15 protein-coding genes and 1 pseudogene are annotated in these 11,785 nt (G+C 54.5%); 13 read left to right on the top strand and 3 right to left on the bottom strand.

The window, feature by feature from the left end:
• Positions 1-425 precede the first annotated feature (425 nt).
• From ABIB18_RS22490 to ABIB18_RS22440, 12 genes and pseudogenes are all read left to right on the top strand, one after another.
• Positions 426-623 carry a hypothetical protein gene (locus ABIB18_RS22490; protein WP_313188823.1) on the top strand — a complete coding sequence of 66 codons (198 nt, stop codon included), beginning with the start codon at positions 426-428 and terminating at the stop codon, positions 621-623.
• Positions 624-705: 82 nt separating this feature from the next.
• A complete protein-coding gene (locus ABIB18_RS22485; protein WP_313188822.1) occupies positions 706-975 on the top strand; it encodes a hypothetical protein in 270 nt (89 codons plus the stop codon).
• Positions 976-1,193: 218 nt separating this feature from the next.
• On the top strand, positions 1,194-1,400 hold the full coding sequence (locus ABIB18_RS23825; protein WP_502922722.1) for a ParE family toxin-like protein: 207 nt from the start codon (positions 1,194-1,196) through the stop codon (positions 1,398-1,400).
• A gap of 108 nt (positions 1,401-1,508) precedes the next feature.
• Complete coding sequence (locus ABIB18_RS22480) at positions 1,509-1,733, top strand: hypothetical protein (RefSeq protein WP_313188821.1); 225 nt, start codon at positions 1,509-1,511, stop codon at positions 1,731-1,733.
• 133 nt (positions 1,734-1,866) lie between these two features.
• Positions 1,867-2,076 (top strand): hypothetical protein, encoded by a 210-nt coding sequence (locus ABIB18_RS22475; RefSeq protein ID WP_313188820.1) that lies wholly within the window; start codon positions 1,867-1,869, stop codon positions 2,074-2,076.
• The gene (gene gamL, locus ABIB18_RS22470; RefSeq protein WP_313188819.1) at positions 2,073-2,363 is read left to right on the top strand and encodes a host nuclease inhibitor GamL; all 291 of its coding nucleotides are present in this window, start codon (positions 2,073-2,075) and stop codon (positions 2,361-2,363) included. The genes ABIB18_RS22475 and gamL overlap by 4 nt, the downstream gene beginning before the upstream one ends.
• Complete coding sequence (locus tag ABIB18_RS22465; RefSeq protein ID WP_354475797.1) at positions 2,363-3,181, top strand: PD-(D/E)XK nuclease-like domain-containing protein; 819 nt, start codon at positions 2,363-2,365, stop codon at positions 3,179-3,181. Before gamL ends, ABIB18_RS22465 begins: the two co-directional genes overlap by 1 nt.
• Positions 3,178-4,251 (top strand): RecT family recombinase, encoded by a 1,074-nt coding sequence (locus ABIB18_RS22460; RefSeq protein WP_354475794.1) that lies wholly within the window; start codon positions 3,178-3,180, stop codon positions 4,249-4,251. The genes ABIB18_RS22465 and ABIB18_RS22460 overlap by 4 nt, the downstream gene beginning before the upstream one ends.
• Position 4,252: 1 nt before the next feature.
• Positions 4,253-4,507, top strand: a complete 255-nt coding sequence (locus ABIB18_RS22455) for an ANR family transcriptional regulator (RefSeq protein WP_354475792.1) — start codon at positions 4,253-4,255, stop codon at positions 4,505-4,507.
• 125 nt (positions 4,508-4,632) lie between these two features.
• Positions 4,633-4,884, top strand: a complete 252-nt coding sequence (locus ABIB18_RS22450) for an excisionase (RefSeq protein WP_354475790.1) — start codon at positions 4,633-4,635, stop codon at positions 4,882-4,884.
• Positions 4,878-5,006 (top strand): annotated as a pseudogene (locus ABIB18_RS22445) (phage integrase Arm DNA-binding domain-containing protein); the annotation flags it as partial. The gene ABIB18_RS22450 and the pseudogene ABIB18_RS22445, both read left to right, overlap by 7 nt.
• Before the next feature lie 186 nt (positions 5,007-5,192).
• A complete protein-coding gene (locus tag ABIB18_RS22440) occupies positions 5,193-5,963 on the top strand; it encodes a tyrosine-type recombinase/integrase (protein ID WP_354475788.1) in 771 nt (256 codons plus the stop codon).
• Positions 5,964-6,265: 302 nt separating this feature from the next.
• Here the strand turns inward: ABIB18_RS22440 and ABIB18_RS22435 are convergent, their stop codons facing one another.
• Together ABIB18_RS22435 and ABIB18_RS22430 are read right to left on the bottom strand one after the other, a co-directional pair.
• On the bottom strand, positions 6,266-7,135 hold the full coding sequence (locus ABIB18_RS22435; protein ID WP_354475786.1) for an alpha/beta fold hydrolase: 870 nt from the start codon (positions 7,133-7,135) through the stop codon (positions 6,266-6,268).
• Between the two features lie 51 nt (positions 7,136-7,186).
• Positions 7,187-7,792, bottom strand: a complete 606-nt coding sequence (locus tag ABIB18_RS22430; RefSeq protein WP_354475784.1) for a TetR/AcrR family transcriptional regulator — start codon at positions 7,790-7,792, stop codon at positions 7,187-7,189.
• A 215-nt stretch (positions 7,793-8,007) separates the two neighbouring features.
• Between ABIB18_RS22430 and ABIB18_RS22425 the strand changes: the two genes are divergently transcribed.
• Positions 8,008-9,042 (top strand): AI-2E family transporter, encoded by a 1,035-nt coding sequence (locus tag ABIB18_RS22425; protein ID WP_354475782.1) that lies wholly within the window; start codon positions 8,008-8,010, stop codon positions 9,040-9,042.
• Here the strand turns inward: ABIB18_RS22425 and ABIB18_RS22420 are convergent.
• Entirely contained in the window at positions 9,031-11,760 is a 2,730-nt protein-coding gene (locus ABIB18_RS22420; RefSeq protein ID WP_031376874.1) for a cation-transporting P-type ATPase, read from the bottom strand. The two genes, ABIB18_RS22425 and ABIB18_RS22420, sit on opposite strands and share 12 nt — an antisense overlap.
• Positions 11,761-11,785 lie beyond the last annotated feature (25 nt).

Below are 11,785 nucleotides of genomic sequence, written 5' to 3'. Positions count from 1 at the left end.
TAGCTGAACAGGAGGGACAGCTGATAGAAACAGAAGCCACTGGAGCACCTCAAAAACACCATCATACACTAAATCAGTAAGTTGGCAGCATCACCGGTAGCCCATATCATTGAATCAGGAGGGTTATTGAAATCAAGTTTTCCGGCCATCCAATTATAGACAATTAAGCCAAGCAAGCCATATACCATGGCCATAAGTATAGAATAGAGATTCTGAAAGTATGTGGAACTAGTTTCCTTGTTGATATCCATATCGAAGCCTCATTGCAATCAAATAAAAGGTCACATTATTGATGTGTGCTTTAAATTAAAATTTCATAAAACAGAAAACCATTATTGTCTCAAAAGAATGAAGATTCAAGAAATGTTTCGAATAAATTCTCACACTCTCATTCCTATGTTGTTATGACGAAACCGGAGAAAACTATGCACAAAAACAAACCTTCGCGTGTGCTGAGCCAGAAAGAAATGCGCAGCCTCGCTCTTGTTCACGTGCAGGCGTATGTAAATGCCTGTCACTGTCAGTCACGGGACGACGTGTTACTGGCAATGAGCTACTGGCAGAAAGCCGGCGAAAATGTCGTGGAATTCATTAAATCAGTCCATATCCACGTCGTGAAGTAAACCAGTAAGACAGCGCCCCTTCGGGGCCATCTGAATCAACCCGTGTGCCAGCCCCGGCACCTGTCAGACCTGGAGGTCATCCATGAAAGATCGTGAAACAGCAGAAAAAATCACCGAAACCCTTTTCGATGTGGCTGACAAACTGCACGCATCAGTAGACATGATTGATGCCTATGCGCAGGAAGGGAAAGTGAGTAAAGAAGAAGCAGATACTTACCGTACGACTGTGATGAGTTCACTTGAGGAAATGTATGAGTCAATTGTCGGCCCCATTTTCGAACTTCATCCGGACTTACGCCCCGCATGCTGCGGCTGTGACTCCTCAGAAGCAGACGAGGGCGAACAGCCATAACAACGTCCCTGATAACGCAAACATAACCGCCCGCTGTGGCGGTTTTTTTATTCCTGATGGGAGACCAGACATGATTATCCCTGTTAAGAATGGCCGGTTCATTTTCACGGCCTGCACGTTAAACAGAAGCCGCAGATTTTCAGATTCAGTGATGGCGTTTCCCGTGTCCATGTACCGCGACTGGCCGCAACCTGTGGCGCTGAAATGAGGTAAAGGCGATGCCCAAACCGCACGCACCCGCCCGGATAAAGCGGCGCGCCGAAGGGATTATCCGTTTATGGCGTGCAGGTCACATCCGGGCGAGGCGAACCTGTCGTGACAGATACCTCACGCTTCGGGTCACCCCGCAATGGCGACTCCTCTCCAGAGATAACGGACAGCACTGGGAGTTGCTCAGTCATGCAGATTATGACAAACAGATTTAGGGCCGGCGCTTCGCTTAAGCGCCGCGACTGACTGAGTCATCAGACTCTCAATGTTTAACCACTGGCCCTTTACTGAGGACGGGCCGGTGACAGTAAGGAGCACCTGCTGTGAAGATTGATTACATCACTAACGGCGTACGTTCGATACTCTCTATCAAAAGCTTCATCCTGTGCCTTTCTGAGCATATCCGTGTTGTTGAGGCCGCGCTCGAAGCCGCCCCTGAAGCTGACGTCACCACTAACGGCATTATCATTCTCCGGACGCTGATAGCAGGTGATCCGGTGAGTATCTTTGCTGCCCTCACAGCTGCAAGGCGAGAGGAAGAGTATTAACCCGTGGTTATGTGGTTGTGGCCCTGCCCGGTGGATTTATATTTTACCTTCTGACCACACCACTTTCTGACAGCCAGCCCGGCTTTTCCCTGATCGTATTCGTTTAACCCGACTGTTCAAAGGACCATTTCCCATGATGCAACCAGCCATCAGGGGCGATGCCGCATTTGCTCGCCCTTTTCACGCCATCCGCGATATTGAGTTTGCACCCGAAAACATCGTAACCAGTGCCAGTTTCTCGTCGTCTTCATCCCCGGCACTGCCACCGCAGCCTCCGCTGCCGCTGTTACAGGTCGTTTTTGACCGCATTATCGGGATCCTGATGCAGGAGGGAAAACCATGATCCCCTTCGCATTACATGAACAGCACAAGGATTTTCTCGATGCTCAGGAACAGGAAGCCATAGAGAAAGAGCGCTGGATCGATGATGAGGCACAGCGCCTGCTGGCCTGTTTCCCTGACTATCTCCATCAGTTCCGCCACTGGAACCTGCATCCCGAGGTGAAGAAGTGCTGTGCCCATCCCGAAGCTGACGAGACTTACATCGGTTTCATTACGAACCTGGCGTATCTGCAGGCGACCCGCAATTACGATCTTCAGGTCGCGCTTGGGTGGGAGGCGCCATCATGATGAGCCCCGGTCTTTACCCTGATCTCAGCAATGAAGCCTATCAGTCGGGCCCGGGCGTCAGTAAATCACAGCTCGATGACATTGCCCTTAATCCGGCCATCTATCTCTGGCGCAGACATGCCCCGCTCGATCCGGAAAAAACCACGGCGCTCGACATGGGCACTGCCCTGCACTGCCTGCTGCTTGAACCCGATGCATTTGATGCGCGCTTTATCGTCGCACCGGAATTCAACCGGCGGACCACTGCCGGCAAGTCGGACGAAAAACAGTTTCTGCAGGAGTGTGCTGAGAGCGGCAGGACGGTTATGGACGCTGAACAGGGCCGCAGGCTCAGGCTCATGCGCGACAGCGTCCTTGCCCACCACGGCGCGCGCTTCTTTCTGGAAGCCGCAGGGCAGAGTGAAGCGTCCATCTACTGGATGGATGATGAAACAGACGAGCTGTGCCGCATCCGTCCGGATAAATACCTGACAGAGCGCCCCGTCATGGTGGATGTGAAGAAAGTCGCTGACATGGCGCGCTTTGCGCGACACATCGAAGAGTTCCGCTATCACGTCCAGGACGCCATGTATCGCGAGGGTTTCCGCCGGCACTTCGGTGAGACCCCGCAGTTCATTTTTATCGCCGTCAGCGAATCGGCTGACTGTGGCCGCTATCCGGTACGCGTCTATGAGCTGAGCCGGGATGATGTCGCAGCCGGTTACGATCTGTTCCGGCGTGACCTGAACCGCTTTCATGACTGCGTCATCACAGGTAACTGGGGTGGCATTGAAGAAATCTCACGCCCTGAATGGGCCCGGAAAAAGGACAGACTATGAGTAACGACATGACCGAAACATCCCTGACCGGAACAGACAGCCGCTCGGCCGTATTCAGCCCGGACGGGCTCGATAAGCTCATCCGCTTTGCTGCAGTCATGGCAGAGGGACACGTTACCGTCCCTGCACACCTGAAAGGTAATGCTTCCGACTGCCTGGCCGTAACCATGCAGGCGGTTCAGTGGGGCATGAACCCCTTCGCGGTGGCGCAGAAAACCCACCTCGTTCACGGTGTTCTGGGGTATGAGGCACAACTTGTGAACGCGGTCATCACGAGCATGGCACCGACTCATGATCGCCTTCATTACGAGTGGTACGGCCCCTGGGAAAACGTTATCGGCAGGTTTAAAGAAAAAACATCTGCAAAAGACAGCGACAAAAAATTTTACGTTCAGGCCTGGACGCTCACAGATGAGGAGAAATGCGGCGTACGTGTCTGGGCAACCATGAAAGGCGAGAAACATCCCCGGGTCCTTGAATTACTGCTTTCCCAGGCACAGCCCAGAAACTCACCGCTCTGGGCCACGGATCCTAAGCAGCAGTTAGCGTACCTGGCAGTGAAGCGCTGGGCCCGGCTGCACTGTCCGGATGTCATTCTCGGGGTTTATACCCCGGATGAGATCGGGTCAGAGACGCCTCCTATGCGTGACATCACGCCGGTGGAAACAGCAGAAGATCTGAATGCCCTCATCAATGCCCCGACGGAAACCAGATCGGCACAGCACACTGAACCGGAGGCCAGGCCGGCAGAACGCTCAGAACCTTTGACGGCATCAGCAGAAACTGCCGGCGAAAACGCCGTGGCCAGTACCTCACAGGGAACGCCCGAAAGCCCGTCACCGGTAAAGCGAACGGCAGAAACGCTCCTGGCTGATTTCACGGAGGCAGCTGCGAAGGCAGAGACCATTGATGAGCTGGCCCGTTGCTACCGCTACGCAGCCCGGATGCTGTCGGATGACACTGACCTGCTGAGTAAAGCAACGGATGTCGCGCGTATAAGAAGAGAAGAACTCAGTGAGCAGAAGACAGGCCGTATACCCTCTGAGCCGGGTACTGAACAGGAGCAGTGAAATGTGGATATGGAAAGACCCCGTCAGCGGGGAAATCCTGACGACCTATGGTTCGTATGCCATCGAGGCCGCCAGGGCTGAAAGGCTGAACCTTTATGGTCGTGCAGCAACATTATGGGAAAAAGCGCGTTCACTGCCCTGCTCTGAAGCAGACAGGGAGTGGGCCGGATTAAGAAAGCAGTTCTGCCAGACGGCAAAACGCAATGGCTGGGGAAAAAGCGATGGTAATGACAGCAAACCTGCCCGCTTACCGTGACCGTACAGCCTGTTATCAGGCACAGGCCGGTCCCGGTTAAAGCGGAAGAGAATATTAAGCTCGCCGCAGAGGTCATGTGATACGCGGCATCAGGTCAGAACAGCAGAGTTATATGCGGAAAAATTATGGCCCGTATGATCAAATTAACTGCATGGGCAGCAGAAGAGTTTGGTGAACCCGTTCCGGGCATCGCCACCCTCAGCAAATACACGAAGAACGGTATGATATTTCCCCTTCCCGTTAAGGTCGGAAACTGCTGGCGCGTGGACCGGTCTGCCCGGTTTATAGGAACGCAGGGTAAGCCCGCGGTTAACACAGATGATAACCCTGTGCTGAAAAGGATCCTTGAAGATGGCCAGACCAAGAATATATCGTAACTATACCCGGGCTTTCATGTTATCTGGATTCGCGCACCAGGCGTGTTTACTGGCGTTATAAACATCCTGTCACTGGCAAGTTTCATGGACTTGGCACAGATGAAGATGAAGCCCGTCAAATCGCCAATGAGGCCAATATCCGTTTAGCACAGAGCCGGCTGCAGAATTTGCTGCAGGTGCGTCGCCACATTGCTGATGATGTTGCCGGAAAAATAACGGTTTCCTGCTGGGCTGAAAAATATCTTTGCATACAGGAAAGGCGCTTTAAAAACGGAGAAATAAAACCGGCTACAGTCCGGAGCCGGAAAATGGGTATCAACGTCCTCGTTACAGAACTGGGTTTAAAATATATGGAGGATGTTACGGTTAAAGATATCAGCACTATTCTTGAGCACTATGTTGAACAGGGTAAATCCACCATGGCACAGGTCGTCCGGAGTATTGCTGTGGATTTTATTAAAGAATCCCAGAGAGCCGGTGAGGTCAGCCCGGGATTTAATCCAGCACTTTTAACCCGTGCTCCTAAGGTCAGAGTCAGACGTACCAGGCTGGATATGGAAATCTGGCAGAAAATATATGACTGCGGGACGTATCCTGCCTATCTGCAGCGCGCCATGCTGCTGGCATTACTTACCGGCCAGCGCATCAGCGATATAACAAAAATGAAATTTTCAGATATCTGGGACGGCCATCTTCATGTGCAGCAGGAAAAAACCGGTACGAGGATCGGCATTCCATTGTCCCTGCGCTGCGAAGTCCTCGGGCTGAGTCTGGAAGAGGTCATCAACCGGTGTCGCGATAGTATTCTGAGTCCCTATATCCTGCATCACACCAGGAGGAGCGGATCGTCCGAAAGAGGTGACCCGGTGACGCCACACACCCTCCGGGCCCACTTCATGGCCGCACGTAAGGCAACAGGCCTGAAGTGGGAAACAGGCGCAGCGCCGACCTTCCATGAACAGCGATCGCTGTCAGAACGACTCTACCGTAAACAGGGCGTCGATACCCGGACGCTTCTGGGTCATAAAAGACAGGAAATGACAGATAAATATAACGACGATCGTGACCCGGGATGGTAGCGGATGGTGGTCAAAAAATAATCCGTTTTGCAGAAGAGTTTTGCAGGGGTTTTGCAGAAGACCCTTTTGCCCGCCTCTGAAAACAGCGCAGACTGTGATCGGCTCCGTCCGTTTGAGGCTTGAAACTGTCCGGCAATCGAGCGGACCGGGCAGTCAGATCGGTGACTTTTCAGCTGTGCTGTCAGCTGGCTGGATTATTTCCTGTCTCAGGATATCAGCAGCCCCGCTTAGCGCCGCCAGCCTGTCGCTGGCGGCCTGAGGCGATACGGCAGACACACTGCCACGGTTACCTGCTTAGCGGATCAGTGAGTAAAAAAATCCGTTAATATTTCCGCCAGTTTTTCCGGCTGCTCATCGGGAATAAAGTGCCCGCATTCCCCGATAACCGCACCGCTGACCTGCTCAGCCACGGCGCGCAGCGGGGTCGCCATATCCGGTATCGAGCCCTGATCGGCACTGACCGCCAGCAGCGGCAGCGCCAGCTTTCCGGCCTGCGCGCGCTGGCGATTCTGGCCGGCCGACTGCTCAACCGCCCGGTAGTAAGCCAGCCCGGCCCGCAGCGCGCCGGGCTGCTGATACAGGCGCAGATATTCAGCGCGCGCCGCCGCATCTATCCGGTGCGGACTGGCCGCTTTACGGTTAAAGAACCAGTCCAGATAAATCGCCTCCCGGCCGGCAATCAGCGCTTCCGGCAGATCGCTAACGCAGTGGAAGGCGAAATGCCAGGTTTTCCAGGCGTTACCGCCGGCCACGGGCAGCGAGTCAGGCAGCGTAATGCCCGGAATGCCGCCATCCAGCAGCGCCAGCCGGCTGACCTGCTGCGGAAACTGCGCCGCCAGCGACCAGGCGACCCAGGCACCGATATCGTGTCCCGCCAGATGAAAGCGCGTGATGCCGAGCTGCTGTAACAGCGCCATTACCCGCTGCGCCACCGTATCGGTATCGTAACCCTCAGCAGGAAAGTCAGAGTCCCCCTGTCCTGGCAGGTCAGGTGCGATCACCTGAAAGTGGTCAGCCAGCCCAGGGATGACCTCGCGCCACGCATAGCTGCTTTGCGGAAAACCGGCCAGCAGAACTACCACCTCGGCGTTTTCACATCCGGCACTGAGATAATGAAGACGCAGTTGATCCACGCTGGCAAAGTGATGCTGATAGTGTTGAAGAAAATGCATGGTGTCGCTCCAAAATTTAGGAAATGATCATTTCCATATTGATTAAAAAATTTAGTCGAGGATTTTCAGGGCCAGCGGGATAACGCTTTCATCCGGCCGGGTCACGGCCACTTTGCCGGCCACCCGCATACCAAGCACAATACATAACATCAGCGAGGCGGAGGCATTAGCATTCAGCGCCGGATTGATCGAGCCATCCTGCTGTCCCTGAACGATAAGCTGCTGCAGCGTCTGCTGATTGCGCATCAGCGCGTGGCTTACCGCCTCGGCCAGATCGTCATCCAGGGTCTGGATTTCTACTGCGCTGCCCGCCACCAGACATCCCCGCTCACCTTCGATCTCCCGCACCGACTCCACATAAAACTGCAGCAATGCCGTCAGTTTTTCGCGGCCGGTTTCACACTGCGCCAGCCGTTCGCGCAGCGCGGCCTGACGCAATGAGAGATAGCGCGCAAAGACCTGGGCAAACAGCGAGCGCTTGTCGGTGAAGGCTTTATAGATGCTGCCGGTGGTGAGTTGCATGGCACGGCTGAGATCGCCGATTGAGGTGGCGTGATAGCCTTTTTCGCGGAAGATCTGCATCGCACTATCCAGCGCCGCTTCTGTCTGAAATGCCCGCGGTCGGCCCCGTTCTCTGATCCGATTATCATTGCGCATTGCTCGCCCTTTAGGAAACGTTCGTTTCCTTAACGATAGCCGGAATCTACTCACAATAAAAGAGGCGTATTTCGTCCTCGCCAAACTCAGGATCTGAACAGCGACCGGTTCGCCGGTCCGCTTTGCGGGATGCTAATCCCGACTGACCTGACGCAAAGCGCTGTTACCGGCCGCTCATCTATACTGCAATTTATCTTCGCTAAAGGAGCTCCCTCATGGGACTGAGCTGGTTTACCCTCTGGCCGCCACTGGCACGCGTATTATTTGTTCTCGCTTCGTTAACCCTCATTCTTAGCGGCCTCTATCTGGCGGCACCGCTGATCAACCAGGTGCTACTGGCGATGTTATTGTCGATCATGCTCGATCCGCTTATCAGCTGGCTGGAGAAGAAGCACATACCGCGTATTGTGTCGACGATACTGGTGATTGCTTTGATGCTGATGGTGGTGGTGGTCACCATCATTAAACTGACGGTGCTGACCCCCGATTTGATGCAGCTCAGTCGTCAGGCACCGCTGCTGCTGGCCGCCCGGCTGGAGCAACTCACGCAGGCGTTTGCCCGGCTGGATATCGGCATGACGCCCGACCAGGTGCTGACCTTTGTTGATGCGGGTGCGGTGGTGCGGATAGTGACCGCCTTCCTGACGCAGATACCTGGCGTCATCTCCTGGTGGATCATGGTCTTTCTGATGCTGCTGTTTATGTTGTATGAATTACCGCTGCTGAAAAAGACGCTACAACAGCGGGTAGCAGGCAAACATCAGGCGCTTTATCAGGCACTGCAGGAAGGGATTATGAGTGTGATCGTCTATGCACGGGTAAAAACCCTGACCAGCCTGCTTGGCGCGCTGATCGTCGGAACCGGCGCGCAGTTGCTGGGCCTGAAGTTTGCCTTTTTCTGGGGCGTACTGATGTTTGTCTTTAACTATGTGCCGGTACTGGGATCGTTCCTGGCGGCGATCCCGCCGGTGATCCAGAGCTACATACTGTTTGATCTGCAGATGGCGCTGGCGGTTGCCGGCTTTTTCATGGTGCTGAATCTGGGGCTGAGTTCAGTGATTGAACCGTTGCTGGTGGGTAAGCGGCTTGATATGTCGCTGACCAGCCAGTTACTGGCGTTTCTGTTCTGGCAGGCATTGCTGGGGATAACCGGGGCAATTCTGGCGATTCCGTTAACCTATCTGATTAAAAAGGTCCTGCTGGCGGGTTATCCGCAGCAGCAGGACCATCAGTCGGAATTAACGCCGTGAGGGCGTTTTCAGTCGCCATGAACGGGTAAGACGCTTCTCGATCTCCACTATGAAGAAGATGATGACGCTGACGATCAGTGAAATCATCCAGTAGTTGATCGGCAATGGACGGGTACCAAACAGCGTATTCATCAGTGGCACATAGATAATTATCGCCTGCAGCACAATCAGCACCAGCGTAACCAGCCAGATGCCGCGATTTTTCAGCAGACCGCGATCCAGAGAGAAGCCATCAGCGTTACGGCAGTTGAGCATATACGCCCACTGCGCAGTGACCAGCATCTGTAGCAGCACAGTGCGGATAAATTCTGCGCTGTAGCCACGCGGCTGCAGCCAGGCTTCCAGCACGAAGGCGCTGATTGAGATCAGCAAGCCGACAAACACCACGCGCCAGATAGCGTAACCATCCATTACGTGCGCCTTCACATTACGCGGTGGACGCCGCATCGCATTGGCTTCAGCCGGTTCAAACGCCAGACCAAACGACAGCGTGGCGGACGTTGCCATGTTCATCCATAAAATCTGTACCGGCGTGAGCGGCAGCAGGTTCCCCATCAGGATGGCGATAATAATCAGCAAACCCTGCGCCAGGTTGGTGGGCATGATGAACAGGATGGTCTTCTTGAGGTTGTCATAAACCCGACGTCCCTCTTTCACCGCAGCGGCAATGGTGGCGAAGTTGTCGTCAGCCAGGATCATATCTGCCGCTTCTTTCGTCACCTCGGTGCCTTTAATCCCCATCGCGATACCGACGTTGGCCTGTTTCAGCGCGGGCGCATCGTTGACGCCATCGCCGGTCATCCCGACAATTTCGCCACTGGCTTCCAGCGCTTTTACCAGCCGCAGTTTATGTTCCGGGCTGGTGCGGGCGAAGATATCGTAGGTTTTCGCCGCTTCAGCCAGTTCGGCATCGCTCATGTGTTCCAGCTGGTAGCCGGTGATTGCCGCGTGACTGTTGCCAATCCCCAGCATCTGACCAATCGCCATCGCGGTTTCCTGATGGTCACCGGTGATCATTTTGACGCGGATTCCCGCCTGCTGGCACTCATCAATGGCCGCGATCGCTTCAGGGCGCGGCGGATCCATCATGCAGGCGAGACCCAGCAGCACCATGTCATGTTTCAGCTCATCATGATCGAGCGAGGTGACCGGCGCAGCGGTTTTCTTCCAGGCCGCGGCCACGGTACGTAACCCTTCGCTGGCGTAGGTAGTGATGGCGGCGTCCCAGTAGTCACGGTCGATGGGCTCTGCGCCCTCCGGCGTCTGCTGCTGCTGACATAAATTGAGTAGCACGTCTGGCGCGCCGGTCAGCAATACATAGGATTCGCCGCCGGCTACGCAGCTGACTGACATATATTTATACAGAGAATCAAATGGCAGCTTACTGACTACCTCAACTGGCCCGGAATCGGTCAGCCCTTTGGCCGCCAGCACTTTCAGCGCGCCTTCCGTCGGGCCGCCCACGATGGTCCAGTGGCCCTGATTATCCTGGCGGAGCTGGCTTTCATTACAGGTATCGACCGCACGCAGGAACTGCTGGAATAGCGGATCCTGTGCGGCACTGGTAGTGCCTGCTGTGGCCTGCTCGGCTACGATCTCGCCTTTGGGTTCATAACTGTTACCGCTGACGCGCCAGCGACTTTTGGCCAGCACCACCGCTTTGACCGTCATCTCATTCATGGTCAGCGTGCCGGTTTTATCAGAACAGATGACTGACATGGCACCCAGGGTTTCGACGGTCGGCAGCTTGCGGATAATCGCCTGATTGCGCGCCATCGACTGCACGCCCAGCGACAGGATGATCGAAATAATCGCCGGCAGCCCTTCCGGCACCGCCGCGACCGCCAGGCTGATCACCGACAGCGACAGCTCGCCCAGCGGAATATCGCGTAGCAGATAGCCGAAAATGAACAGCGCCACCATCATCAGCAGGATGATAAAGAAGATCGCTTTACCCAGTTTATCGATCTGCACCAGCAGCGGGGTTTTCACCTCTTTGATGCCGCTGATCATCTCGTTGATATGTCCGAGTTCAGTATCGCCACCGCTGGCGATGACCACGCCTGCCGCCGTACCTGAACTGACGGTGGTGCCTGAAAAGGCCAGATTAAGGCGATCGCCCAGCGATTTTTCACCGCTCAGCGTATCAACGCTTTTCGATACCACCGTCGATTCGCCGGTCAGAATCGCCTCTTCAACCCGCAGGTTGTTCACTTCAAACAACCGCAAATCTGCCGGAATTTTATCGCCGGGACGCAGCATCACCACGTCACCGATCACAATCTCACGCGTCGGCACGGTGACTTGTTTACCGTCTCGCACCAGCATGGCTTCATTCGCCAGCATATTCTGGATGCTTTTCAAAGATTTCTCGGCGTTGCTTTCCTGGATAAATCCAATCAGTGCGTTGATGACAGCAACGCCGAGAATGACAAAGGTATCTACCCAATGGCCCATGATTGCAGTAATCACTGCGGCAGCCAGCAGGATATAAATCAGTACATCTTTGAAATGCGCGATAAATTTTAGCAGCGCAGACTTTTCTGCTTTTTGCGGTAGGGCATTTGGACCATATTTCTGCAGACGGTCATGCGCGGTGGCCGAGGTTAATCCCGCTGACGAACTTTGTAAGTCAGAAAATATCTCGGCCACACTGCGCTGATACCAGGGACGATCGGATAAAGCGGGCGCTTTATCCTGTTTTTCGTTGTTTAGCATATATAAACCCCGTGCCATTAAGCGA

The organism is Pantoea sp. UYEF8 (genome assembly GCF_040546285.1).
Taxonomy (GTDB): Bacteria; Pseudomonadota; Gammaproteobacteria; order Enterobacterales; family Enterobacteriaceae; genus Pantoea; species Pantoea brenneri.
The sequence above is the reverse complement of the archived record's forward strand: the minus strand, read 5'-3'. Positions and strand labels throughout refer to the sequence as shown.

Excerpts from the sequence above, each read along its gene's own strand:
- ABIB18_RS22425 (WP_354475782.1), top strand. The coding sequence starts at position 8,008 with ATGGGACTGAGCTGGTTTACCCTCTGGCCGCCACTGGCACGCGTATTA.
- ABIB18_RS22430 (WP_354475784.1), bottom strand. The coding sequence starts at position 7,792 with ATGCGCAATGATAATCGGATCAGAGAACGGGGCCGACCGCGGGCATTT.
- gamL (WP_313188819.1), top strand. The coding sequence starts at position 2,073 with ATGATCCCCTTCGCATTACATGAACAGCACAAGGATTTTCTCGATGCT.
- ABIB18_RS23825 (WP_502922722.1), top strand. The coding sequence starts at position 1,194 with ATGCCCAAACCGCACGCACCCGCCCGGATAAAGCGGCGCGCCGAAGGG.
- ABIB18_RS22490 (WP_313188823.1), top strand. The coding sequence starts at position 426 with ATGCACAAAAACAAACCTTCGCGTGTGCTGAGCCAGAAAGAAATGCGC.
- ABIB18_RS22465 (WP_354475797.1), top strand. The coding sequence starts at position 2,363 with ATGAGCCCCGGTCTTTACCCTGATCTCAGCAATGAAGCCTATCAGTCG.
- ABIB18_RS22450 (WP_354475790.1), top strand. The coding sequence starts at position 4,633 with ATGGCCCGTATGATCAAATTAACTGCATGGGCAGCAGAAGAGTTTGGT.
- ABIB18_RS22455 (WP_354475792.1), top strand. The coding sequence starts at position 4,253 with ATGTGGATATGGAAAGACCCCGTCAGCGGGGAAATCCTGACGACCTAT.
- ABIB18_RS22485 (WP_313188822.1), top strand. The coding sequence starts at position 706 with ATGAAAGATCGTGAAACAGCAGAAAAAATCACCGAAACCCTTTTCGAT.
- ABIB18_RS22475 (WP_313188820.1), top strand. The coding sequence starts at position 1,867 with ATGATGCAACCAGCCATCAGGGGCGATGCCGCATTTGCTCGCCCTTTT.
- ABIB18_RS22460 (WP_354475794.1), top strand. The coding sequence starts at position 3,178 with ATGAGTAACGACATGACCGAAACATCCCTGACCGGAACAGACAGCCGC.
- ABIB18_RS22435 (WP_354475786.1), bottom strand. The coding sequence starts at position 7,135 with ATGCATTTTCTTCAACACTATCAGCATCACTTTGCCAGCGTGGATCAA.
- ABIB18_RS22420 (WP_031376874.1), bottom strand. The coding sequence starts at position 11,760 with ATGCTAAACAACGAAAAACAGGATAAAGCGCCCGCTTTATCCGATCGT.
- ABIB18_RS22440 (WP_354475788.1), top strand. The coding sequence starts at position 5,193 with ATGGGTATCAACGTCCTCGTTACAGAACTGGGTTTAAAATATATGGAG.